Below are 23,526 nucleotides of genomic sequence, written 5' to 3'. Positions count from 1 at the left end.
CAAAGCGTCCCGGGATCGTGCGCGCGGCGCGCCACCGGGTCCGTGCCGCGCTGCGCCGCCTCACCGGACGACCCCGTGCGGCCGCGCTGATCCGTCGGCTGGCGCCGCGCTCGGTCCGTACCCGCACCACCCTCGCCGCGTGCGCGAGCGTGGCCGTCGTCCTGCTCGCCACGTCGGCCGCCGTCCTGCTGCTGCTGCGGGGCAACCTCGAACGCACCGTGGAGACCGGGGGCCGCGCGCAGGCCAAGGACGTCGCCCGCCTCGCCGCGACCGGACGCCTGCCCCAACCGGTGACGCTCGGCCCCGGAGCCGACTTCATCCAGGTCGTCGACGCTCACGGAAAGGTCGTAGCGCAGAGCCAGAACCTCACCGGCCGCCCCGCGCTCACACCCACCGGCACCCACAACGGCCACCGGACGTACAACCTCGACGCCCTCGGCGAGGAACACCACCAGCGCGTCACCACGGTCACCACCACGAGCCCCACCGGCCAGGTGGTCACCATCCACGTCGGGGCCTCACTGCGCACCGCCGACGCCGCCGAGGACGTCACCGCCGCGGCTCTCGCCGCCCTCAGCGCCCTGCTGATCTCCACCGTCGGTGTCCTGACCTGGCGTACGACCGGCCGCGCGCTGCGGCCGGTCGAGGCCATCCGCGCCGAGGTCGCCGCCATCGGCGACCGCGCCCTGGACCGCCGGGTCCCCGCCCCGCGCAGCGACGACGAGATCGCCCGCCTCGCCGACACCATGAACGCCATGCTCGAACGGCTGGAGGCCGCGGGTACGCGGCAGCGCCAGTTCATCGCCGACGCCTCACACGAGCTGCGCAGCCCCCTCGCGGTACTGCGCACGCAGTTGGAGGTCGCCCTCACCCACCCCGATCCGGAAGTGCGCGACACCCTGGTGGCGGGCGCCCTCCAGGACACCGAGCGGCTCCAGGCACTCTCCGCCGACCTGCTGCTGCTCGCCCGCCTCGACGCCACCGGACAGAGCCGGCCCACCGAACCCGTCGACCTCGTCGAACTCGCCCGCAGCACCGTGGCGGTTCGCTCCACCGACTCCCACCCGGTCACGCTCCACGCCCCGGACGACGTCACCGTTCCCGGCAACGCCCTGTGGATCGGCCGACTGCTGACCAACCTCCTCGACAACGCCCAGCGCCACGCCCGGCACACCGTCACGGTGCGGCTGTCGGCCGACCCGGAGAACGGCGACGCCGTCCTGGACGTCACCAACGACGGCCCCCCGATCGCCCCCGCCGACCAGGAGAAGATCTTCGAACGGTTCGCCCGCCTCGACGACGCCCGCAGCCGCGACGACGGCGGCACCGGTCTCGGCCTGCCCATCGCTCTGGACATCGCCGCCCTCCACGGCGGCACGATCACTGTCCTCGACACCCCGGACGGCACCACGTTCCGCACCCGCCTCTCCACCAGCACCCGGGTATGACGGCGGGTGGCACTCGCATCGGCGGCGCAGCTCGTCGGGTACGCGGCTGCCCGCGCACCGGGCCGGGCGCGCCGGCGTGCGTCTGATCGGAACGTCAGGGGGCGGTGAGGGGTGTGTCCTCGGCGGGCACCGGTTCGTCCTGGACCGGTTCGCGCAAGAAGGCGGAGAGCAGCATCGCGAGCACCGGCACGGTGGCCAGTACCGCGAGTGCGACCCGGCACATCGAAGAAGTGCTGCGCGACCGACTGCGCCGCGTGACAGCCCAGCCCATTGTCCTGCCCGCCGCCCGCGACCGACGACTGGCCGAAGCCTGCCGCCTCGTCGAAGAAGACCTGCACCAGCCCTGCACCCTGGCCCGGCTCGCCGGCCGCGTGCACACCAGCGAGCGCACCCTCTCCCGCCTCTACCGCGACGAGTTCGGCATGACCTTCCCCCAATGGCGCACCCGCGCCCGGATCTTCACCGCGATGGTCATGCTCGCCGAGGGCGCCACCGTCACCGGCACCGCCCACGCCTGCGGATGGGCGACGACCAGCGCCTTCGTCCAGACCTTCGCCCAGACGGTGGGCATCACCCCCGGTAACTACCGCGCAGGCATGGGCAAATCGCAGGAGGAATGACGGCCGAAGCGGCGAGGGCGGTCGCGGAGCAACGCCCGACGCCCCGGACACCCGCTGCCGAAAGTGATCTCAAGTCGGGCCCCGGTCAAGGGCGTTGCCGATCGATCCGGTTCCGTTCACATGCGTGATGCGCCTGATGCTGGGGATGTACGGGAGGAGATACACAGGCCCCGGTCGCACAGTGAGGTGCTGCAGAGATGGATCGCACGTTTCATCCCCGTTCACGGAGAATCACCCCGCTCATCGCCCTGACCGCCGCGGCCTTATTGCTCGCCTCGGGGTGTTCCAGCAGTTCAGGCGGCAAGAAGGCCGAGGAGAGCGGGGACGGCGGCACCGCGGGCAAGGCGAACACACCGCGGATGACGGTCGCGCTGGTCACCCACCAGGCGCCCGGCGACACGTTCTGGGACATCGTCCGCAAGGGCGCCGAGGCCGCGGCCGCCAAGGACAACATCGATCTCGTCTACGCGCACGACCCGAACGCGGGCGACCAGGCCGGCCTGGTGCAGAACGCGATCGACCAGAAGGTCGACGGCATCGCCATCACCCTGGCCAAGCCCGGCGCCATGAAGGACGTGGTGAGCAAGGCGACTTCGGCCGGCATACCCGTCGTGGGCCTCAACTCGGGCCTGAGCGACTGGAAGAAGCTGGGCCTGACGGAGTTCTTCGGCCAGGACGAGACCGTCGCGGGCGAGGCACTCGGCAAGAAGCTGAACGCGGAGGGCGCCAAGAAGGCCGTCTGTGTGATCCAGGAACAGGGCAACATCGGCCTCACCCAGCGGTGCGACGGCGTGAAGAAGACCTTCAGCGGCACGACCGTGAACCTGTACGTCAACGGCACCGACATGCCGTCCGTGAAGTCCACGATCACCGCGAAGCTCAAGCAGGACCCGGCGATCGACTACGTCGTCGCGCTGGGCGCCCCGTACGCCCTGACCGCGGTGCAGTCGGTGAGTGAAGCCGGCAGCAAGGCGAAGATCGCCACCTTCGACCTCAACAAGGAACTCACGGGCGCCATCAGCAAGGGCACCATCCAGTTCGCCGTCGACCAGCAGCCCTACCTCCAGGGCTACTTGGCAATCGACTCGCTGTGGCTCTACAAGAACAACGGCAACTACAGCGGTGGCGGCGAGCAGCCGGTGCTCACCGGTCCGGCGTTCGTGGACAAGAGCAACGTCGACGTCGTCGCCAAGTACGCCACGAAGGGCACTCGGTGATGAGCACGGCCGGGCCGACGGCGACCGCGCCGCCGGCCCCCGGCCCTCGCACGGCCGGCGGGCGGGCCGCGCGGCGCCCCCTGGCGCTGCGGCTGCTCGCCCGGCCCGAGGTCGGGGTGTTCCTCGGCGCCGCCGCCGTGTTCGTCTTCTTCCTGATCGCGGCGCCGTCGGTGCGCTCCGGCGGTTCCATGGCGACCGTGCTCTACCAGTCGTCGACGATCGGCCTCATGGCCCTGCCCGTGGCCCTGCTGATGATCGGCGGCGAGTTCGACCTGTCCGCCGGGGTCGCGGTGATCACCTCGGCGCTGACGGCGAGCATGCTCAGCTACCAGTTCACCATGAACGTGTGGGCGGGTGTCGTGGTGGCGCTCGTCCTCTCGCTCGCGATCGGGGCGTTCAACGGCTGGATGATGGTCCGCACCGGACTGCCCAGCTTTCTGGTGACGCTCGGGACCTTCCTGATCCTGCAGGGCGTCAACCTCGCCGTCACCAAACTGGTCACCGACAACGTCGCCACCGACGACATCAGCGACATGGACGGCTTCGGCCAGGCGAAGAAGATCTTCGCCTCGTCGTTCGGCGTCGGCGACGTCCAGGTGAAGATCACGGTCGTGTGGTGGCTCGTCTTCGCGGCCCTCGCCACCTGGGTGCTGCTGCGCACCAAGTACGGCAACTGGGTCTTCGCGGTCGGCGGCGACCAGGACAGCGCCCGCGCGGTCGGCGTACCGGTGACCTTCACCAAGATCACGCTGTTCATGGCGGTCGGCTTCGGCGCCTGGTTCGTCGGCATGCACGAACTGTTCTCGTTCAACACGGTGCAGTCGGGTGAGGGTGTCGGCCAGGAACTCATCTACATCGCCGCGTCGGTGATCGGCGGCTGTCTGCTCACCGGCGGCTACGGCTCCGCGATCGGCCCGGTCTTCGGCGCCTTCATGTTCGGCATGGTGAACCAGGGCATCGTCTACGCCGGCTGGAACCCCGACTGGTTCAAGGCCTTCCTCGGCGTGATGCTGCTCGGCGCCACGCTCGTCAATCTGTGGGTCCGCCGCACGGCGACCCGGAGGTGAACCGACCCATGGCAGACAACGGATCCGCAGCCGCGGGTACCCGCCCGGACACCCCGCCCGGGGACGGCGGCGCCGCGATCGTCGAACTGCGCGGCGCGGGAAAGTCGTACGGCAACATCCGCGCTCTCCACGACGTGTCCCTCTCCGTCCGTCCCGGCCGGGTGACCTGCGTCCTCGGCGACAACGGCGCCGGGAAATCCACCCTCATCAAAATCATCTCGGGGCTGCACCGGCACAGCGAGGGCGAGTTCCTCGTGGACGGCACGGCGGTACGGTTCAGCACTCCGCGCGAAGCCCTCGCCAAGGGCATCGCGACCGTCTACCAGGACCTCGCGACGGTGCCGCTGATGCCGGTGTGGCGGAACTTCTTCCTCGGCTCCGAGCTGACCAAGGGCCCCTGGCCCGTACGCCGGCTCGACATCGCCCGGATGAGGCGGACCGCCGACCAGGAACTGCGCAACATGGGCATCGTCCTCGACGACCTCGACCGGCCGGTCGGCACGCTCTCCGGCGGGCAGCGCCAGTCCGTGGCCATCGCCCGCGCGGTGTACTTCGGCGCCCGCGTCCTCATCCTCGACGAACCGACCGCCGCGCTCGGCGTCAAACAGTCCGGAGTCGTGCTCAAGTACATCGCCGCCGCCCGCGACCGCGGCCTCGGCGTCATCTTCATCACCCACAACCCGCACCACGCGTACATGGTCGGCGACCACTTCAGCGTGCTGCGGCTGGGCACGCTCGAACTCAGCGCCGACCGCGGGGAAGTCGGCCTGGAGGAGCTCACCGACCACATGGCGGGTGGCGCCGAACTGGCCGCGCTCAAGCACGAGTTGGCTCAGGTACGCGGGGTCGACGTTCAGCGCCTCCCGGAGGCGGAGGACCTCGGGGCGCCCGCACCCGTCTCCCCCGAGGAGGCGCCCTGACACTCCCCCGTCCGGCCCGCGCCCGACGCGTCGAGGGACCACCGGCCGGGGGCGGACGACCGCGACACCGCCCGGCCGTCCCCGACCCGACCGGCTCCAGGACCGGTTGCCCAGACCGATTTGCCCGGACCGGTTCCCGGGTGCGTGAGCGGCTCCGACCGGCCGCGCCCGCAGGACCTCCCTGGCGGCCGTCGGCCAGGACAGCGGGCCTTCGGCCCCGTGATCACGGCTCCTGGAGGGGCGGCGGTCACTGTGATGGAGGAACGGTTACGCTGAGATCATGCCGTCCACACGTCGTACCGCGCGCCAGACCGACCTGCTCGAGCGGCTGGTCGCGTTGCTGGTGGCGGAGGGCTTCGCGGCGTTCACGCTCGACGAGCTGACCGACCGGCTGCACTGCTCGAAGACGACGCTGTACCAACTCGCGGGCAGCAAGCAGGAGTTGGTACGGGAAGCGGTGAAGCACTACTTCCGGGAGGCCGCACAGGCCGTCGAGAAGCAGGTGGCCGACACCTCCGCGCCGTCCGAACGCGTGGTGGCCTACCTGAACGCGGTCGCCGAGCAGCTGCGGCCGCTCTCCCGGCAGTTCCTCGACGACATGGCCCAGTTCGAGCCGGCCCGCGAGGTGTACGAGGCCAATACGCGCCTCGCCGCGGGCAGGATCCGGCAGTTGATCGCGGACGGTGTGGCCGCCGGGGCGTTCCGTGACGTCCATGCCGCGTTCGTGGGCGAGGTCGTGGCCGCGACCATGCAGGAGATCCAGCGCGGCGAGGTCGCCGCGCGCACCGGACTGAACGACGCCGAGGCCTACGCCGAGCTGGCCTCGCTCATCGTGCACGCCGTCTCGCCCTGACACCGCCTCGCACTGACGCCGTCCGCCTCTGGCGCCGTCCACCCCGACGTCCCCGTCGAGCGGCGTAGACCGGCGTCGCGACAGCCACCCACGCCCCGAGGCGACGGCCCACGCGTCCGCACCCCCACGGCCGCCGGCACCCCATCCCCGCGCCCGCGCCCGCCCCTGCCCCTGCCCCCACAGAGCCGGCCGGCCACAGCCCGACCCACCACGTACAGGACATCACGCACACAGGGCCCATCGTCCGGTCACCGCAGGAGCGAATCCATCGACGGTCCACATGGCCTGGTGGTACCAAAAACGATACTGTTGTATCGCCTGGCGTATCAATATCGTCCGGCGAACCGCCACCACCGAGGACATGCCATGCCCGCGACCCGCACCCTCCCCACGCCGGAAGCCGTCGACCTGATCGCCCTGACCCGCGAGCTCGCCGAGAAGGAGCTCGCCCCGCGCGTCGCCGAGGCCGAGGCCGAGGGACGCTTTCCCCGCGAGGTCTTCCGCACGCTCGGACGGGCCGGGCTGCTCAGCCTGCCCTACCCCGAGGCGTTCGGCGGGGGCGAGCAGCCCTACGAGGTCTACCTCCAGGCGCTGGAGGAGATCGCCGCCGTGTGGGCGAGCGTGGCGGTAGGCGTCTCGGTACACGCGCTGTCCTGCTTCGCCCTCGCCGAGTTCGGCACCGAGGACCAGAAGAAGGAGTGGCTCCCGGACATGCTCGGCGGCGAGCTGCTCGGCGCCTACTGTCTGTCCGAGGCCCATGCCGGTTCCGACCCGGGCGCGATGCGCACGCGGGCGGTACGGGACGGCGACGACTACGTACTCAACGGCGCGAAGGCCTGGACCACCCACGGTGGGTACGCGGACTTCTACACGGTCATGGCCCGTACGTCCGACGAGGGCTCGCACGCCATCTCCTGCTTCCTCGTCCCTGCCGACACACCCGGCGTAGTGGCCGACCCCCCGGAGCAGAAGATGGGCCTGACCGGGTCCGCCACCGCGACGGTTCGCCTGGAGAACGTGCGTGTCCCCGCGAGCCGCCGGCTCGGCGAGGAAGGCGAGGGGCTCAGGATCGCGTTCGCCGGACTGGACTGCGGACGGCTCGGTATCGCGGCGGTCGCCACAGGCCTCGCCCAGGGAGCGCTGGACCACGCGCTGCGCTACTCACGGGAGCGGGAGACGTTCGGCCGGCCCATCATCGAGCACCAGGGACTGGCCTTCGTCCTCGCCGACATGGCCGCTGCGGTGCAGGTCTCCCGGGCCACCACGCTCGCCGCCGCCCGGCTCAAGGACGAGGGACTTCCGTTCCAGTCCGAGGCGTCGATCGCCAAGCTGATCTCCACCGACAACGCCATGAAGGTCACCACCGACGCGGTCCAGGTTCTGGGCGGCGCCGGCTACACCCGTGACTTCCCGGTCGAGCGTTACATGCGCGAGGCCAAGGTCATGCAGATCTTCGAGGGCACCAACCAGATCCAGCGCCTGATCATCGGCCGCGGCCTGAAGGAGAGCGACCGCGGCAGCCTCCGGGTGCGCGGCGCGGGGAAGTAGGGTCCTGCCTCCCCGGCGACCGGGTCGCCGCCGGGACTCGGTCACCGGGGAGCGGTCATGCCGATGGTCTGCGGCCCTCCAGGGACGCGGCTCGGACGGCGGGCGGAACCCAGTCACGGCGCCGGTGCCGACAAGGTGATTGCGGGTCGTCGGAGATCTCGGCGACCGCCGCGGAGATCCGCTGCTTCAGATGGTCGGGCAGCGGATCGCCGGTGACGGCCGCGACCAACTCCTCGGCGATGAGGCGCAGTTTGGTGTTGCCGCGCTGGGACACCTCGACGAGGACACTCCAGGCGTCTTCGTCGCTCAGGCCGAACGAGGCCATCAGGACCCCGCGGGCGAGGTCGATGACCGGCCTGCTCCGCATCGCCCGTCTCAGGTCGACGACCTCGGCGCGCAGGTCCTTCTCGTACTTCCCGTCCAGGTGCGGACCGGCACCGTTCGAGGGCGCGAACAGAGGTGCCGTGCCGGTGAGCATGAGCAGCCGCTCGACCGCGTGTCCAGCCGCGCCGACATGGACCGTCTTGCCCTGGGCGAGAGCAAGGCTCCGGAGGTGCAACAGGACCCGGAGGCCGGAACAGTCGCAGAAGTCGACCCGCGCGAGGTCGAGATCCAGTCCCTGGCGCGCCTGGGCCAGGGCGGCGCACAGGCTGTGTTGCAGCGGTTGCGCGGTATCGATGTCGATCTCACCGGCGACGACGACGAGCGTCCGTGAGCCGGCGGGATACGCGGCGGTCTCGAGGAAGGGCGACGCGCCTCCCACCCTGGCGCCGCAGGCCAGTGCACCGTGGGCGGCTCCGTCCCCGCTTCCCTCAGGGGGAGAGAGCGGATGTTCTCGCATGGCATACAGGTTCGCCCTCGACCCGGTTACACGTCAAGAGATACATGAACTCTCTTTCACCCTTTTGAATGCGTGAATGAAGAGGCCTACTCTGGGGGGATGACTGAGGTACCCGAGGGACACAGCGGCTGGACGTTTCTGACCAACCACGCACGAGTCCTCGCCGCGATCGCCTCCGGGGCGCAAGGCACGCGTATCCGCGACATCGCCGCACGGTGTCGGCTCACGGAGCGGGCAGTCCAGAAGATCATTGCCGATCTGGAGCAGGACGGCTATCTGGACCACACCCGGCGAGGGCGCACGAACCTCTACCACATCCAGCCCGGGACCAGCCTTCGGCACCCGGCCGACTCGGGCCTGACGGTGGCCGACCTCCTGGCGGCTCTCGACCAGCACGAGAGCTCCCCCGAAGCCCCGCTCGGGCAACGTACGGAGCCGTCCGCGTCCGATCAGTCCGGTGTGTTCACTCGCGACGACAGCACAGCGGCCTCGTAGGGTTCCGTACGGCCCGGTCAGCACCTCGCCCGCCGGAGCACGGTCGCTCCCGGCAGGGCGCCGACCGGTGCGGTGGCAGGAAAGCGAGTACCCCGAACCTGGCTGTCCCGGGCCGCTTCCGTCATTCCCTGTCCGTGAAGACGCCGGTCTCCAGGTGGTCGAGGAGGTCGGCGGGGTCCCGTGGTCATCGCTGGTGTCCTCGCCGTCTCACAGGTCACGCAGGGCGGGAAGCAGCTTCCGCTCGGCCCATTCCAGGTACGGCTCCTGGTGGTCGCCGCCGATCTGGACGAGCGCGACCTCGGTGAACCCCGCTTCGACGAAGGGCCGTACGGCGTCGACCACGGAGTCCACGTCGTCTCCGCAGGGAATGGACCCGGTCACGTCCTCGGGCCGTACGAACTGGGTCGCGCCGGCGAATCCTCCGGGGCCGGGCAGTTCGGAGTCGACCGGCCATCCGCCGCCCACCACGTGCTCGTTGAGGTTCTCGCCGGAGCCGAGCCCCAGGCGGAAGCGTCCCTGGGAAAGGAGTTGCACGGTGGCGGTCTTCTGGGCGACCACCGCGGGATGGTAGCGGGTCGTCGGGCACGTCACGTACGTCATCAGATGGGGATGCGTTCGGTGGCCTGCGCGGCGGCGCCGAGGACACTCCACGCGTACGGGGCGTGTCCCTGGGAGTCCAGCCAGGGGAAGTAGTGGTCGGACGTGACGGAGAAGTCGAAGCCGGCGCGCTCGGCTCCGGTCACATGACCGACGAGCTCACGCGGGCCGGCCTGTTCCGTCATCGTCGTGCACCCGATCCGCACCATGCCGCTCTCCTCCTCGTGGCCGGGCGCCGCCGGGGTGGGCCGGAAATCCCGAGGCCCGGTCGGCGGCGGAACCCCGTGGCAGCGCCGCGTGTTCTTGCGCCTCTCCGACACTGCCGCTTTGTCGCTCTGTCGCTTCGTCCGGAGTCGCAGGTCCTATCGCTTCGTCCGGAGTCGAAGGTCGACCTCCTTCTCCTGGTCTCCCGACGCCGTGCCCTGTTCCTGAACGGCGAACGCGCCGCTCAAAGCCTCACGCAGCCGGTCCACGGCGACGTAGCCGCCCTGCAACGTGGCGCTGACCGATCCCTCCAGAGGGGTGGGACCGGTCGGGATGCGTTCCTCGGTCGGATCGAAGTCCGCGCTCCACACGGGAGGACGGTCGCCCGGCTGCTCGTGAGGGACGTCGGCGGCGGGCCGGTCGGTCGGGAAGGCCGTCCGCAGGACGCCGAACACGGTCGCGACGTCCTCCTTGGACACTCCGGTGAGGGACACGGTGACCATCGGGTCACTCTCCTTTCCGCTGCGGTACGACGGTGTACTTCGGGTCCTCCGCGGAGGCGATGCCCGCCGCGAAGACCCCGAAGCGGGTGCAGGCCGACCCTGCGAGCAGCGCGAGCACGGCGACTGGCCGGCAGCGTCCTCCGGCCAGCGCCGCGGCCGCGGCGCCCCTTCCGGGCGGCCGGCTCTTGCCACGGTCAGGGGCCGTCCCAGCCTCACCCGGCCGGGCTCCCACGGCACGCCGGCGTGTCAGGCGGACGGTTCGTCGGGCACGGGATGTTCCGGGCGGGCGCTGCCGGAGTGCGGGGCACCTCTGCGCCCGGTGCCGGCCTCGTCCGTGTCGGGGATCTCCGGGTCCGGGATCTCGTCCCCGGAGCCCTGTGCACCGGAATTCTCCGCCTCGGGCCCCTCGCCCTCGGTCCACTTCTTCGGCACGCCGACGGCGTCCCACGGGTCTTCGTCGGGTGTGGCCTGCTGGTCGGGCAGATCCCTCGGTACGGGCTTCGGTATCGGCCCACCACAGGCTCCAGGGCCATCCGGGTGGCGCTCGTTCACGGCGTCCTCACTTCCTCGCGCGGGGCGTGGCGTCAGGCGCAAGTACCCCTCTGCCTCACGATGATGCCGATGACCGCCGGACCGCCCCGGTGCCGGTCAGCCACGAGCCCGATCCGTCCGCGAAGACCGCCACGAAGATCGCGTGTAGGCCTCCATTCGAAGGGAACCCAGAGCACAGAGTCCCAGATATGGGCATCAATCGGACATGCCGAGATATGGAGGTGCCCCATGGGGATGTCCGGCGAGGTCCCGCTCATCACGCCGCCCGGCGTGTACGCGCCTCAACGGGACACCGAGCTCCTGATGGACGCCTTGTCGCGGGAGCGCGTGGGCCCCTCCACCGACGTGCTCGACCTGGGAACCGGCAGCGGGGCCCTTGCCCTGCGGGCCGCGAGACTGGGGGCGCGGGTGACGGCCGTCGACATCGACTGGCGCGCCGTTCTCACCACGCGCCTCAACGCGCTCCTCGCACGGCGTCGCGTCGTCGTTCGCCACGGCGATCTCACAGCGGCCGTACACGGACGGACGTACGACCTGGTGGTGAGCAATCCGCCCTACGTTCCGTCCCCCGCGCTCCGGATGCCGTCCCGGTCCCCGGAACGCGCCTGGGACGCCGGGCCGGACGGTCGTGTCCTCGTGAACCGCGTCTGTGACGAGGCGCCCGCCGCTCTGCGCGCGGGTGGCGTACTGCTGCTCGTCCACTCCGCCCTGTGCGGGACGCGGCCGACGCTGCGGCGGCTCGCCCGCGCGGGGTTCGAGGCGGCGGTCACCGACCGCGCCCTCGTCCCCTTCGGCCCCGTGCTGAACTCGCGCCGGACCTGGCTGCGACGCCAGGGCCTGGTCACCGATGAGAACGACAACCGGGAAGAGCTGGTGGTCATCCGTGCCTGGCAAGCCTGAGCGACCGCGCCGCGTCACCGTGGACCGCGAGGGCCCTCTTCTCGTCGAGGGCCCGGTCGAGGTGGTGCTGGAGGACGGAACGGTCGTGGCTTCCCGCCGTTTCCGGGCGGCGATCTGCACCTGCCGGCGCAGCCGGACCTATCCCTGGTGCGACACCAGTCACCGACGCCGGGCGAGGCGGGAAACGACGTGAGAGGCCCCCTCCTTCCGACCCCGCGGGGCGAGATATCGCGCTCTCTCGTCTCGACCCTGCGCTACGGCACCCCGCTGCCCGCGCTCCCGCACGGCCTGGAGGACACCGATCCGTACGGTGACGACGTACAGCTCGCTCTCTACACGCTGTACGAACTCCACTACCGCGGCTTCGCCGAGGTGAGCGACGAACGAGAGTGGGACCCCGGGCTGCTGGCCCTGCGCCGGTCTCTGGAACTGCGCTTCCTGAAGGCCCTGCGCGACGATGTGACCGCCGATCCGCATGCCGACGACGCCCTCGAAGCCCTGCTGCTCGAACCGGTCGGCCACGACGAAGCCAGTGTCGGTCACTTCCTCGAACGCGACGGCGAACTGTGGCAACTGCGGGAGTACGCCGCCCTGCGCTCGCTGTACCACCTCAAGGAGGCCGATCCGCACGCCTGGGTCGTCCCACGCCTGTACGGCCGCGCCAAGGCGGCCATGGTGGCGGTCGAGTTCGACGAGTTCGGCGCCGGCCGCGAGGAGGACGTCCACGCCCGGCTCTTCGCGGACCTCATGGCCGACCTCGGCCTGTGCGCGGACTACGGCCATTACGTCGACGCGGCCCCCACCGAGGCGGTCACCACGGTCAATCTCATGTCCCTGCTGGGCCTGCACCGAGCCCTTCGGGGCGCTCTGGTCGGACACTTCGCCGCGGTGGAAGTCACCTCCTCACCCGGGTCCCGACGTCTGGCCGCCGCCCTGCGCAGGGTCGGCGCCGGCAAGGCGGCGCAGCGCTTCTACGACGAGCACGTCGAGGCCGACGCCGTCCACGAGCAAGTGGTACGCCGGGACGTCGTCGGCGGTCTGCTGGCGAGCGAACCCGAACTCGAGCCCGACGTCGCCTTCGGCGTCCGGGTCACCGGCTTCCTCGAAGAACGGCTGGCGGCCCACCTGTTGGCCTCGTGGAGGCAGCGACGCAGTGCGCTGCGGATTCCACTCGGCCCGGACGGCTGAGCGACGCATCAGGTGACCGGCACATCAGGCCGGACGCGTCGTCCGGTCAGCGCAGCCGGTCGAGCCGGCGCCCTGCGGGGCCGAGTGAACGGCCCCGTCGGAACGCGTTCTGCCACGGGTTGCCTTCAAGCCGTGCGGAGATGTCCCGCAGGGTGAAGCTGGCGTAGGCGTCGCGCTGAATGTCCGGCACGTCCTTCTGCATGAACGACACATCGCCGATGCCGTCGGGATGCCGCTCCAGCATCAGCGGACGGCCGCACAACTGCGGCAGCATCCGGTGGGCGACGGTGCGGTAGTACCGAGCGAGGTCGGCCTTGGTGATGCCGTCGTCGGGGAACAGCACCTTGCCGGGCCGACTGATCCGTACGGTGCGGCCGCCGGCCTTGAATTCCCGAGATTCGGCCGATGCCGGACTCATGTGTTTCCCGGGCCGCCGCTGCCGAAGGAGCCACGCGATTCCGAACTCCAGCGCGGGCGGGCCTGGTCCTCGCTGCGCCTGCTGCCGGAACTGTGGAGCTCGTGCGGAGTCAGACGCTCGCGCCCGTCCATGGCCTCGGAAACCTCATCCGGCTCCCGCACCTCCGATGTTTCGTAGGTGGGTCCGCCCTCCGGCATCCGGGGATGCTCGTGCGGCTTGGGGGGATCGGACTCCCGCCGGCGCACCCGGATACCGAGCCGGACGGCCCACATCAAGACCGCGACGACGACAAGGCCTCCGATGAACGCACCGAGAGTGCCCACCGCCGCGTTCGACATGGCTGTTTCGACGTAGGTCGGGTTCATGGGCGACGAGTACCCCGCCCCATGAGTTGCATACGGATCTCGCCGCGAAGAGCAGAACCGGATGCACCAGGCGGCTCGTCCTGGGAGGCAAGAGCCGGAGCAAGAGGCGTGCGGATGGGAAGCCATGAGTGAGCGGGACCCCGGTGCGGCGGCGAAGACGGCGACACCCCGCGATCGGTCGTCCTGGACCCGGGGGCGGGTGCTCGCCACGTTGGCGGTATTCACCGCAGTGCTGGTGACGTTCCATCGGCTGGTCCCGAACACCCCCGGACACCTGGGCAGTCTGCTGGAATCGTTCCTGCCCTGGTCCGGCCTGGTGATCATGGTGCTGCTCGGCCTGGCGCTGCTGCGCCGCTCAGCGCTCGCGCTCGTGGCCCTCCTGCTGCCGACGGCGGCCTGGACGTACCTTTGCGGCGGGTTGCTGCTGCCCGAGGCACAGCCCGGCGCGCACGACCTGGTCGTCGTACAGCACAACGCCGGCGACGAGAACACCGACCCCGCGGGTACGGCCCGCTCCCTGGCCGATGCCGAGCCCGACCTCATCGCCCTGGAGGAGCTGTTGCCCGCGGCGCTGCCGGTCTACGAGAGAACGCTCGCCCCGCGCTATCCGTACCACGCGGTGGTGGGGACCGTCGGGCTGTGGTCGCAACACCCGCTCACCGACGTCCAGAAGGTGCACATCAAACCTCCTGAGATCACGGAGCCCTGGAGCCGCGGGCTACGGGGCGTGGTCCACACCCGACACCGCGAGATCGCGGTCTATGTCGCGCACCTGCCCTCGGTCCGTATCCACGCAACCGGCCTCGCCTCCGCCTGGCGCGACGAAAGCGCCGGCCTGCTGGGCAAGGCCGTCACCGCCGAGAGACTGCACACGGTGATACTCCTCGGCGACCTCAACAGCACGGTGGGCGACCGCGGGCTGGCCCCGCTGTCCTCACAGATGAACGTGCCGGCACGGGGATTCGCCTTCAGTTTCCCCGCCGCGTTCCCACTGGCCCGGATCGACCAGATCATGGCCCGCTCGGCGACCGTGAGTCACCTTCGTACCCTGCCCGCCACTGGCAGCGACCATCTGCCGGTCATCGCCCGGATCACATTGGGCTGAGGGCATCGCCGGGGCACATGCATCGCCCGGCATACTCCGTGCGGCCTTGGTGAGATCACCGCCGACCACAAATGAAAGCGTGGTCGACGAGCGCTCCTCCACCGGCTCTCGCAATCCCCGCAGCGTCGAGTTCCCCCGCTTCACCTGAGCACCATAGCCACGACTCACGCCGGCCCCGTGACCTGCAACTCCAGGTTGGAAAAATCTCATTGGGGATAAGCGGAAGGCCCGCGGACGAGCCCAGACGCCATGGCCGTTCCGCTCCGGGAGCCAAGATCGATTGTCAGTGGTGGGTGAGACAGTAGGGGCATCGAGTCGGAACCAGGGGGAGCTGCCATGGCCGGAAGTCAGAACTACATCAATCACGTTGCCCTCGTGCTGGATGCCAGTTCGTCCATGTCACATCTGAGCCGCAAGGTTGTCGAAGTCGCCGACCAGCAGATTGCGTATCTTGCTCGCCGGTCGAGGGAGCTGGACCAGGAAACCCGTGTCACGGTGTACGTCTTCGCGGACAAGGTGGAGTGCGTCATCTACGACAAGGACGTGCTGCGGATGCCGTCGCTGAAGCAGTTGTACCGGGTCGGTGGAATGACGGCTCTGCTCGCAGCCGCACTGAAGTCACAGCAAGAGCTGGCACAGACGGCCCAACTGTACGGCGACCACAGCTTCCTGACGTTCGTACTCACGGACGGACAGGAGAACGCGAGTCATCGCTGTCCGGATGCCCCTGCCAGGAATCCGCGTGAACTGGTCAAGGCCGTGGCCGAGATGATCGCGACCCAGGAGGACAACTGGACGCTGGCCGTCCTCGTGCCGGACCAGATGGGCAAGCGCGAGGCCATGCAGTGCGGTTTCCCGAGGGACAACATCGCCGTATGGGACGCCACGAGCACACAGGGTCTGGAGGAAGCCGGACAGGTCATCCGGGAGGCCACCGAGAAATTCATGGTGGGCCGCACCCAGGGCATCCGGGGATCGCGGGCAGTGTTCTCCGTGGGTGCGGAGGCAGTCAACAAGGACACCATCAAGGCGGCCGGCCTCGCTGCGGTGGATCCGTCGGGGTACCGGCTGATCCCGGTGACCCGTGACGCGGCGATACGGGACTGGGTCGTCGAATGCGGCCACACCTACCGTACCGGTGGCGCGTTCTACCAGCTGAGCAAGCCCGAGAAGATCCAGGCACGGAAGCAGATCGCGGTGCTGGAGAAGAAGACGGACCGGGTGTACTCGGGACCCGAGGCCCGAGCCCTGCTCGGCCTGCCGGACGTGGAAGTGCGCGTCAAGCCCGACCACAACGACGACTTCACGATCTTCGTGCAGAGCACCAGCGTGAACCGGAAGCTCGTACCGAACACGCGGCTGCTGCTTATGCTCTGACACCTTGAGCGTGATGTCTGCAAGCGATTCGGGGCCTTCTGGGTGAAGCGGGCGAGGAGGATCCCGCCGCGGTGGCGGAGGTCATCCGTGCCCAGAGGGCTGAGTAAGGCATCCCGCAGCGCGTCTCCTGCCAGATGCTGAGGGTGAGCGAGTCGTGGTTCTACAAGCAGGCCAAGGATCCGGCGACCAGGCGTGAGGCGCGCCGGATGAGCCTTGGTGAGGAGATCAAGCGGATCTTCGATCAGTCCGGGGGCACCTACGGATCGCCCAGGATCTTCATCAAGCTGGTGCGCGCAGTGCGTGAAGACAGACCCGGACCCTCGCGACAGCACTCCATGCCCGCATCGACGACGAGCTGAAGGCTTCGCCATGGTTGGCCCGGTGGCGGCCTGCCGGCGGGATCGCACCTACGCTCAGTGACACCGAACCGGTCACGCCAGCGGTCATGTCCGCGCTGCTCGGTTACACGTCCGAGCGGCGCCGGCCGCGCCGCGCCGAGGCACTCACCGTCAGCGAGGGCACGGTCAGCAAGCACTTCGGCTCCGTCCTGACCGAACTCGACCCGCCGTTGTCGGACTCGACGAACCGCCGGGTCCTCGCGGTGCCGGCCCACCTGCGGGGATGGAGCACGCGACGAAGGCCGACGGGCCGTCCACCGCGCACGAAGCTCATCAGACGAGCCACCGCACCGGGTGGCGGGCGCCCCCAGCCGGAAGCGACCGTGCGCCCCGAGCCTGTTCATCAGCTCTGCGGTGATCCACCGGCCAGTGCCTCCGGCGACGAGGGCGACGCGACGGCCTTCCTCCAGCAGATGCATGAGCCGGGCATGCAAGCCTTCGGCTTCGATGCCGCGCAGCCGCGGGACGTGGTGGCGCCGAATGGCGCGGTCCGCGGACCGGCAGAAGCGGGTGACGGTCCGCGGCACGGCGTACGAGAGCGCCTTGTCGGTCCCGTTCCGCTCGGCGACCAAGTGATCTTCAGACGCTTGAGGCTGCCCGGGCCGGGTGACCCCGTACGCAGCGAGAGCCATTGAATAGACGCGACGACTAGTCTAGTCTCTCTGATTAGACGCAACGGTGAGTCTCGCCTTGCTCTCCCGTTGCTCCGTCTGTATTCACACTCACGAGAGGCCACTTCAGTGGGGAACTCGACCGTCCGCGCCGTCGACCAGACAGGCCCAAGCGCGAGGGCCCGGGGTAGCAGCCTCGCCGTGTTCAGCGTGGCCTTCGCCTTCTGGATCACCATGGCGGGCACCACGGTGCCCACACCGCTCTACCCGCTCTACGGCGACGCGTTCGGTTTCACGCCGTTCACCGTCACCGTGATCTTCGCCGTCTACGCCCTCGGAGTCGTGGTCGGCCTGCTCGCGTTCGGGCGGCTGTCCGACCAGGTGGGACGCCGACCCGTCCTGATCGCCGCGACCTTGCTGTCCGTATGCGCCGCGGTGATCTTCATCCTGGCCCAGAACCTCGCGGCGCTGCTCATCGCGCGGGTCGTCTCCGGCTTCTCCGCAGCGCTCGTCACCGGCGCGGCCACTGCCTCGCTCGCCGAACGACTCGGCCAGAACAGCCGGGTCAAGCCCGCCACCCTCGCACTGTTCGCGAACATGGGCGGTCTCGCGTGCGGCACCTTACTGGCGGGCATCCTGGCGGATCTCGCGCCGTCTCCGCTCCGTGCGCCCTGGGTCGTCATGCTCGTCCTCGCCGCCATCGGCATGCTCGGCATCGTGGTGAGCGGGGAGAGCTCGGATCACCGGTCCGGCTTCTCCCTCCAGTTCCAGCCCCTGCACATTCCCGGGGAGATTCGGTCGGACTTCCTGCGCTCGGCCATGGCGGGGGGCGCCGGATTCGCCGTGCTCGGAGTTCTGACCGCCGTGACGGGACTGTTCCTGGGGACCGTGCTGGACGAGTCCGGCCACTCACTGACCGGGCTCGTGGTCTTCATGGCCTTCGCCTGCACCGCCCTCGGCCAGCTCCTGGTCCGCACACTCAAGCCCGGCGCCGCGCTGCCCGTGGCATGCATCGGTCTGATCGCCGCCGCCACCCTGATCGCGGTGGCCATGGCCACCCGCACCCTGTCCCCCTTGCTCGTCGGAGCCGCCGTGAACGGCCTTGCGACAGGAATCGCCGTCGGCCACGGCATCGGCAGCATCACCACACACAGCGCTCCGCAGCACCGGGGTGCGTCCGTCTCCACGTTCTTCGCCATCCTGTACTCGATGCTCGCCATACCCGCCATCGGCGTCGGCATCCTGATCCGCCAGACCAGTCTGCGCCCCGCGGGCGAGACGTTCAGCGCAGTGGTGGCCGCGCTCGCCCTCGGCGTGCTGCTGAGCCTGGTCCGCCCCGCCAAGAAGGCCGCTTGAGCCGGTCCGCACACCACATCCCGGTGAACCGGCTGTGCCAGAATCGTGGAAACGTACGACTCGAAAGGCTGAAGGAACCATCAGCACCACGCGGAAGCCACAACCGGCCTGCGACCAGCACCCCGTCGTCAGCCGAACCGGTCCTCGACGCAGCGAGAGCGTCCGGGTCGCAGTACTCCATGCCGCGGACGACCTCCTGGTCGAGCGGGGGTTCGCCGCCCTGACCATCGAGGGCATCGCCCAGCGCGCGGGCGTGGCCAAGCAGACGATCTACCGCTGGTGGAAGTCGAAGGTCGACATCCTCCTTGACACACTCACCGACGACGCCCGCGAGGCACTTGAGTGGCGTACAGGAGAAGGCAGTCCCGAGGACGACCTCAAGGACCATCTGCAGCGCGTGGCCGACTTCTTCCAGGAGCCGGCCGGCCAGGTGATGCAGGCTCTCCTCGGACATGCCCAACTGGACAAGGAAACCGCCGCCTCGCTACGCGGCGGCTTCCTGCTGGAACAGCGCGAGCGCGATATCGCCGGTCTGCGCGTGCTCCTCGCGCGTGCCCAGGACCACACAGTCGACGACCGGACCGTCGACCATCTCGTGGATCTACTGCTCGGCCCCCTGTACTACCGGGTCCTCGTGTTCGGCATGCCGATCGACAAGGAACTCGTGGACACCACGGCCCGGCTCGTACTCACTCTGGCCAGAGAGTCCGCTTCTCCTGAAGCCGACTGAATCACAGTCCCACCGACAAGCGGGTGACCTTCGCTACCGCAAGGTCAATACTGGGGATGACAGCACTCCCGCCGACCCGCACCCAGCCGCCCCCGCAGAACTGGCAGACCATCACGAAAGTCGGCATCGGGGCAGCATCAGTACCGCCGCAGCCCGGCAACGAGCTCCACGAAGCGCCAAGATCAAGAACTATCCGCACCAGGTTCGAGCAGGTAAAACACAGGTCAGGAACTCGTCCGTCAGTCTCACCGGGAGGTTTCCATGAAGATGCTCATCAACGTGGCCGAGACGGTGGTGGCGGACGCGCTGCGGGGCATGGCGGCGGCCCATCCGGAGCTGACGGTGGACGTCGACAACCGCGTGATCGTACGCAGGGACGCCCCGGTCGCGGGGAGGGTGGGCCTCGTCTCCGGCGGCGGGTCCGGGCACGAGCCGCTGCACGGTGGATTCGTGGGCCCCGGGATGCTGTCGGCGGCCTGCCCGGGCGAGGTTTTCACGTCGCCAGTTCCTGACCAGATGGTGCGGGCCGCGGCGGCCGTGGACAGCGGCGCGGGCGTGCTGTTCATCGTGAAGAACTACACCGGCGACGTCCTCAACTTCGACATGGCGGCGGAGCTGGCCGAGGACGAGGGCATCCGGATCGCCAAGGTCCTGGTCAACGACGACGTGGCCGTCACCGACAGTCTGTACACGGCCGGGCGGCGCGGAACGGGCGCGACGCTGTTCGTGGAGAAGATCGCGGGCGCCGCCGCCGAGGAGGGCGCGCCCCTGGAGGCGGTCGAGGCACTGGCGCGGCAGGTCAACGAGAGGTCGCGCAGCTTCGGCGTCGCGCTCAGCGCCTGTACGACTCCGGCCAAGGGCAGCCCGACGTTCGATCTGCCGGCCGGGGAGCTCGAACTCGGTGTCGGCATCCACGGCGAGCCGGGCCGGGAGCGGCGCGCGATGATGACCTCGCGCGAGATCGCCGACTTCTCGGTGCACGCCATCCTGGACGACCTCGCGCCGCGCAATCCGGTGCTGCTCCTCGTCAACGGCATGGGCGCCACCCCGCTGCTGGAGCTGTACGGCTTCAACGCGGAGGTGCAACGGGTGCTGGCCGAGCGCGGCATCCCCGTGGCGCGCACGCTGGTCGGCAACTACGTCACCTCCCTCGACATGGCGGGTGCCTCGGTGACCCTGTGCGAGGTGGACGAGGACCTGCTGCGTCTGTGGGACGCGCCGGTCAAGACGCCGGGGCTGCGCTGGGGTGTGTGAACCCCGCCGGTGGGCCGGGTACGGCAACCGGGCCCGCACCACCGGCCCTTGACCGGCAATCAGGTCGACTCCCCTACCACGCAAGGAGATTCCGTGCTCGACGCCGATTTCTTCCGTCGTTGGATGACCGTGACCGCCGCTTCGGTGGACCGGGAGGCGGAGCGGCTCACCGACCTGGACTCGCCCATCGGTGACGCCGACCACGGCAGCAACCTGCAGCGCGGATTCGCCGCCGTGACCGCCACGCTGGAGAAGGAGGCTCCGGACACCCCCGGTGCCGTACTCACGCTCGCCGGGAGGCAGTTGATCTCGACGGTCGGCGGCGCGTCGGGGCCGCTGTACGGCACGCTGCTGCGCCGGACCGGCAAGGCGCTCGGGGACGCCGCCGAGGTCACCGGCGAACAGTTCGCCGAAGCGCTGCGCACGGGCGTCGACGCGGTCATGGCGCTGGGCGGAGCCGCGCCCGGCGACAAGACCATGATCGACGCTCTGGTGCCCGCGGTCGACGCGCTCGCCGAGTCGTTCGCCGCGGCGAAGTCCGCCGCCGAGGAGGGCGCCCTGGCGACGACACCCTTGCAGGCCCGCAAGGGCCGGGCGAGTTATCTGGGTGAGCGGAGCATCGGGCATCAGGACCCGGGCGCCACGTCCTCGGCCCTGCTGATCGCGGCACTGGTGGAGGCGGCAGGTGAGTGACACCGAGGAACGACGCGTCGGCATAGTGCTGGTCTCGCACAGCGCAGCCGTCGCCGCGTCCGTCGCCGAGCTGGCGACGGGCCTGGCCGGCGGTGGCGCGCTCGCTCCGGTCGCGCCGGCGGGCGGCACCCTGGACGGGGGGCTCGGCACCAGCGCGGACGTCATCGCCGCCGCCGCGGCCTCCGTGGACCGCGGTGCCGGGGTCGCCGTGCTCACCGACCTGGGCAGCGCCGTGCTCACCGTCAAGGCGTTGCTCGCCGAGGGCGACGAACTCCCGGACGGCACGCGGCTGGTGGACGCCCCGTTCGTCGAGGGTGCGGTGGCCGCCGTCGTCACGGCCTCGGCGGGCGCCGACCTCGCGGCGGTGGAGGCCGCGGCGGCGGAGGCGTACACCTACCGGAAGGTGTGAGGGCCGGAAGGCACAGCGCCGCCCGGCGTGAGGACGGCCGACGCGGGAACCGGCCGGACCGAGAACCGGCAGCACGTGAGCCGGAGCGTACGCGGGAAGCGTGAGCGCTGCCGTCGGAGCGTACGCGGGAAGCGTGAGCGCTGCCGTCGGAACGGGCTCCGGGAAGCGTGAGCGCCGCCGTCGGAACGGGCTCCGGGAAGCGTGAGAGCCGCCGTCAGGTACGGGAAGCGCGAAAGCCCGGGTCAGGTGATTCCGTTCGCCGCGACAACCAGGGCCGAGCGGATGGTTCCGGCCAGTTCCGCCCTGGCCGTCGCGGGATCGGGCTCCGCGTCGTCGGTGCGCCAGGCATAGTGCTCGACCGCCGCGCGCAGCGCCGCGTTGAGCATGGCGGCCTGGATCTCCGAACGCAGATCGACGGCGCCCAGCCCGGCCCGGTCGGCGAGCGCGCGGGCGAACACCGGCTCGGCCTCGTCATGGGCCTGAAGCCAGACGGCACGCAGCCCCGGCTCGGTACGGGTGAGTCTCAGCAGCGTACGGACCCTCGGCGGCTCCGGCCTCGCCATCAGTACCTCGCCGTTCGTGGACGCCTGCTCCAGCGCGTCCTCCAGGGGGGCGCCCGCGGGCCAGGCCCGCAGCGCCGCGGCGATCGCGTCGATGCCAGCCGCGAACAGCGGGCTCACGCACGCCTCCTTGCCCGGGAAGTAGCGCCACAGGGTCCGCGTGGACAGGCCGACGGCCTGGGCGATCTGGTCCCCGGTGGTGGCGGTCACCCCTTGGTCCACGAACAGTTCCACCGCGGCGCGGGCGATCTCCAGCCGGATCTCGGCCTTGCGTTCGTCGGTGAGCGGCGGCCGCCCGGTACGGCCGCGGCCCTGGCCGGGGTGTTCGTCGATCGCGCCGTCCGGCACTGATGACTCCTCGGTTCTCGGTTCGTCCGCAGATGCCGCCCGGGACTGCGGCTGCGCCGATTCTAGCGATCTCTCTCCCTCCGAAGACTTTCTGTCATTCGGTGACAATAAGTCGTACCGTGGCGGCGCGGCACCTCGCCCGCACTCGCACACACCCCTGGGAGAACGTCATGAGCACCACTGGAGCGGACGGCCGCAGCGTCATCGTCACCGGCGCCGGCTCGGGCATCGGCCGTGCCACCGCCCTCGCCTTCGCGGCGCAGGGCGCACGGGTGGTCGTGGCCGATCTCAACGCCGAGGGCGCCGCGTCGGTGGTCGGCGAGATAGAGGCCGCCGGCGGCAGCGCCGTGGCCGTGACGGGCGACCTCAGCGAGCAGGAGGTCGTCGACCGTGTGACCGCGACCGCGGTGGAGCGGTTCGGCGGTGTGGACGTACTGGTGAACAACGCCGGGATCATGGACCGCATGTCGGCGGTGGCCGAGGTCAGTGACGCGGAGTGGGAGCGGGTCATCCGGGTCAACCTGACGGCCCCGTTCCTGCTGACCCGGGCGGTGCTGCCGCACATGCTCGCCGCGGGCAAGGGCGTCGTCGTGAACACCGCCTCGGAGGCGGGTCTGCGCGGCAGTGCCGCCGGGGCCGCGTACACCGCCTCGAAGCACGGAGTCGTCGGGCTCACGAAGTCCCTCGCCGTGATGTACCGGGACAAGGGCATCCGCGCCAACGCCATCGCCCCGGGCGGCACCAGCACCGGCATCACCGTGGACATCGAGGCGGGCGCCCACGGCCCGGCCACCCTCGGCGCCTACATGGGCAACGTCGGCCGGCTCGCCGAGGCCGAGGAGCAGGCCGCGGCGATCGTGTTCCTCGCCTCGGACGCGGCCAGCAACGTCAACGGCGTGATCCTGCCCGTCGACAACGGCTGGGCCGCCGTCTGACGACGGGACGGCCC

General features: G+C 70.2%; 26 protein-coding genes and 2 pseudogenes. 21 read left to right on the top strand and 7 right to left on the bottom strand.

What is annotated here, in order from left to right; all coding sequences use genetic code 11:
• The first annotated feature begins 17 nt into the window (after positions 1–17).
• The 7 genes from OG780_RS37285 (at position 18) to OG780_RS37255 (ending at position 7,673) form a co-directional block, all read left to right on the top strand.
• On the top strand, positions 18–1,448 hold the full coding sequence (locus OG780_RS37285; RefSeq protein ID WP_328455706.1) for a sensor histidine kinase: 1,431 nt from the start codon (positions 18–20) through the stop codon (positions 1,446–1,448).
• Positions 1,449–1,561: 113 nt separating this feature from the next.
• Positions 1,562–2,068: an AraC family transcriptional regulator gene (locus OG780_RS37280; protein ID WP_328455704.1), complete on the top strand. Its 507-nt coding sequence runs from the start codon at positions 1,562–1,564 to the stop codon at positions 2,066–2,068.
• 197 nt (positions 2,069–2,265) lie between these two features.
• On the top strand, positions 2,266–3,285 hold the full coding sequence (locus OG780_RS37275; protein ID WP_328455702.1) for a sugar ABC transporter substrate-binding protein: 1,020 nt from the start codon (positions 2,266–2,268) through the stop codon (positions 3,283–3,285).
• Positions 3,285–4,352 carry an ABC transporter permease gene (locus OG780_RS37270; RefSeq protein WP_328455700.1) on the top strand — a complete coding sequence of 356 codons (1,068 nt, stop codon included), beginning with the start codon at positions 3,285–3,287 and terminating at the stop codon, positions 4,350–4,352. The genes OG780_RS37275 and OG780_RS37270 overlap by 1 nt, the downstream gene beginning before the upstream one ends.
• 8 nt (positions 4,353–4,360) lie before the next feature.
• Positions 4,361–5,272 (top strand): ATP-binding cassette domain-containing protein, encoded by a 912-nt coding sequence (locus OG780_RS37265; RefSeq protein ID WP_328455698.1) that lies wholly within the window; start codon positions 4,361–4,363, stop codon positions 5,270–5,272.
• Positions 5,273–5,552: 280 nt separating this feature from the next.
• Complete coding sequence (locus OG780_RS37260; protein WP_328455696.1) at positions 5,553–6,125, top strand: TetR/AcrR family transcriptional regulator; 573 nt, start codon at positions 5,553–5,555, stop codon at positions 6,123–6,125.
• A gap of 366 nt (positions 6,126–6,491) precedes the next feature.
• Positions 6,492–7,673, top strand: a complete 1,182-nt coding sequence (locus OG780_RS37255) for an acyl-CoA dehydrogenase family protein (protein WP_328455694.1) — start codon at positions 6,492–6,494, stop codon at positions 7,671–7,673.
• A 55-nt stretch (positions 7,674–7,728) separates the two neighbouring features.
• On the opposite strand, the gene OG780_RS37250 is transcribed toward OG780_RS37255, so the two are convergent.
• Positions 7,729–8,514, bottom strand: coding sequence for an ANTAR domain-containing protein (locus OG780_RS37250; protein WP_328455692.1), 786 nt, complete (start codon positions 8,512–8,514; stop codon positions 7,729–7,731).
• A gap of 99 nt (positions 8,515–8,613) precedes the next feature.
• Between OG780_RS37250 and OG780_RS37245 the strand changes: the two genes are divergently transcribed.
• Positions 8,614–9,009, top strand: coding sequence for a helix-turn-helix transcriptional regulator (locus OG780_RS37245; protein ID WP_328455690.1), 396 nt, complete (start codon positions 8,614–8,616; stop codon positions 9,007–9,009).
• Between the two features lie 207 nt (positions 9,010–9,216).
• Here OG780_RS37245 and OG780_RS37240 read toward each other — a convergent pair.
• The 3 genes and pseudogenes from OG780_RS37240 to OG780_RS37225 form a co-directional block, all read right to left on the bottom strand.
• Positions 9,217–9,815, bottom strand: a pseudogene (locus OG780_RS37240) (TIGR03557 family F420-dependent LLM class oxidoreductase).
• 153 nt (positions 9,816–9,968) lie between these two features.
• Positions 9,969–10,313 (bottom strand): hypothetical protein, encoded by a 345-nt coding sequence (locus tag OG780_RS37235; protein WP_328455688.1) that lies wholly within the window; start codon positions 10,311–10,313, stop codon positions 9,969–9,971.
• A 246-nt stretch (positions 10,314–10,559) separates the two neighbouring features.
• Positions 10,560–10,865, bottom strand: a complete 306-nt coding sequence (locus OG780_RS37225; protein ID WP_328455686.1) for a hypothetical protein — start codon at positions 10,863–10,865, stop codon at positions 10,560–10,562.
• Between the two features lie 228 nt (positions 10,866–11,093).
• On the opposite strand from OG780_RS37225, the gene OG780_RS37220 reads away from it, so the two are divergent.
• Genes OG780_RS37220 through OG780_RS37210 form a run of 3 tightly spaced genes read left to right on the top strand, consistent with a single transcriptional unit; the run spans position 11,094 to position 12,953 of the window.
• Positions 11,094–11,765: a HemK2/MTQ2 family protein methyltransferase gene (locus OG780_RS37220; protein ID WP_328455684.1), complete on the top strand. Its 672-nt coding sequence runs from the start codon at positions 11,094–11,096 to the stop codon at positions 11,763–11,765.
• Positions 11,749–11,958, top strand: coding sequence for a CDGSH iron-sulfur domain-containing protein (locus tag OG780_RS37215; protein ID WP_326789496.1), 210 nt, complete (start codon positions 11,749–11,751; stop codon positions 11,956–11,958). Before OG780_RS37220 ends, OG780_RS37215 begins: the two co-directional genes overlap by 17 nt.
• The gene (locus tag OG780_RS37210; RefSeq protein ID WP_328455681.1) at positions 11,955–12,953 is read left to right on the top strand and encodes an iron-containing redox enzyme family protein; all 999 of its coding nucleotides are present in this window, start codon (positions 11,955–11,957) and stop codon (positions 12,951–12,953) included. Before OG780_RS37215 ends, OG780_RS37210 begins: the two co-directional genes overlap by 4 nt.
• Positions 12,954–12,999: 46 nt before the next feature.
• Here OG780_RS37210 and ligD read toward each other — a convergent pair whose 3' ends face one another.
• Complete coding sequence (gene ligD / locus OG780_RS37205; RefSeq protein ID WP_328455679.1) at positions 13,000–13,371, bottom strand: non-homologous end-joining DNA ligase LigD; 372 nt, start codon at positions 13,369–13,371, stop codon at positions 13,000–13,002.
• Positions 13,368–13,736 (bottom strand): DUF6479 family protein, encoded by a 369-nt coding sequence (locus OG780_RS37200; protein ID WP_328455676.1) that lies wholly within the window; start codon positions 13,734–13,736, stop codon positions 13,368–13,370. Before OG780_RS37200 ends, ligD begins: the two co-directional genes overlap by 4 nt.
• A 124-nt stretch (positions 13,737–13,860) precedes the next feature.
• On the opposite strand from OG780_RS37200, the gene OG780_RS37195 reads away from it, so the two are divergent.
• The 9 genes and pseudogenes from OG780_RS37195 (at position 13,861) to OG780_RS37150 (ending at position 21,669) form a co-directional block, all read left to right on the top strand.
• Complete coding sequence (locus tag OG780_RS37195) at positions 13,861–14,841, top strand: endonuclease/exonuclease/phosphatase family protein (protein ID WP_328455674.1); 981 nt, start codon at positions 13,861–13,863, stop codon at positions 14,839–14,841.
• 336 nt (positions 14,842–15,177) lie between these two features.
• Positions 15,178–16,218 carry a vWA domain-containing protein gene (locus OG780_RS37190; protein WP_328455672.1) on the top strand — a complete coding sequence of 347 codons (1,041 nt, stop codon included), beginning with the start codon at positions 15,178–15,180 and terminating at the stop codon, positions 16,216–16,218.
• A gap of 143 nt (positions 16,219–16,361) precedes the next feature.
• A complete protein-coding gene (locus tag OG780_RS37185; RefSeq protein WP_328455671.1) occupies positions 16,362–16,577 on the top strand; it encodes a hypothetical protein in 216 nt (71 codons plus the stop codon).
• Positions 16,562–16,714, top strand: a pseudogene (locus tag OG780_RS37180) (IS982 family transposase); the annotation flags it as partial. The gene OG780_RS37185 and the pseudogene OG780_RS37180, both read left to right, overlap by 16 nt.
• A gap of 714 nt (positions 16,715–17,428) precedes the next feature.
• Complete coding sequence (locus tag OG780_RS37170; protein WP_328455669.1) at positions 17,429–18,583, top strand: MFS transporter; 1,155 nt, start codon at positions 17,429–17,431, stop codon at positions 18,581–18,583.
• A 34-nt stretch (positions 18,584–18,617) separates the two neighbouring features.
• Positions 18,618–19,313: a TetR/AcrR family transcriptional regulator gene (locus tag OG780_RS37165; protein WP_328455667.1), complete on the top strand. Its 696-nt coding sequence runs from the start codon at positions 18,618–18,620 to the stop codon at positions 19,311–19,313.
• A 261-nt stretch (positions 19,314–19,574) separates the two neighbouring features.
• Positions 19,575–20,567, top strand: coding sequence for a dihydroxyacetone kinase subunit DhaK (gene dhaK, locus OG780_RS37160; protein WP_328455665.1), 993 nt, complete (start codon positions 19,575–19,577; stop codon positions 20,565–20,567).
• 93 nt (positions 20,568–20,660) lie between these two features.
• A complete protein-coding gene (gene dhaL, locus OG780_RS37155; RefSeq protein ID WP_328455663.1) occupies positions 20,661–21,260 on the top strand; it encodes a dihydroxyacetone kinase subunit DhaL in 600 nt (199 codons plus the stop codon).
• A complete protein-coding gene (locus tag OG780_RS37150; protein ID WP_326789471.1) occupies positions 21,253–21,669 on the top strand; it encodes a PTS fructose transporter subunit IIA in 417 nt (138 codons plus the stop codon). The genes dhaL and OG780_RS37150 overlap by 8 nt, the downstream gene beginning before the upstream one ends.
• A gap of 242 nt (positions 21,670–21,911) precedes the next feature.
• Here OG780_RS37150 and OG780_RS37145 read toward each other — a convergent pair whose 3' ends face one another.
• Positions 21,912–22,577 (bottom strand): TetR/AcrR family transcriptional regulator, encoded by a 666-nt coding sequence (locus OG780_RS37145; protein ID WP_326789470.1) that lies wholly within the window; start codon positions 22,575–22,577, stop codon positions 21,912–21,914.
• Positions 22,578–22,747: 170 nt separating this feature from the next.
• Between OG780_RS37145 and OG780_RS37140 the strand changes: the two genes are divergently transcribed.
• Positions 22,748–23,512, top strand: a complete 765-nt coding sequence (locus OG780_RS37140; RefSeq protein ID WP_328455656.1) for an SDR family NAD(P)-dependent oxidoreductase — start codon at positions 22,748–22,750, stop codon at positions 23,510–23,512.
• Positions 23,513–23,526: the final 14 nt, after the last annotated feature.

Origin of the sequence: Streptomyces sp. NBC_00386 (assembly GCF_036063235.1) — a bacterium.
In the GTDB taxonomy this organism is placed as follows: Bacteria; Actinomycetota; Actinomycetes; order Streptomycetales; family Streptomycetaceae; genus Streptomyces.
Note: the sequence above shows the minus strand (reverse complement) of the source record. Positions and strands in the feature narration are given on the sequence as shown.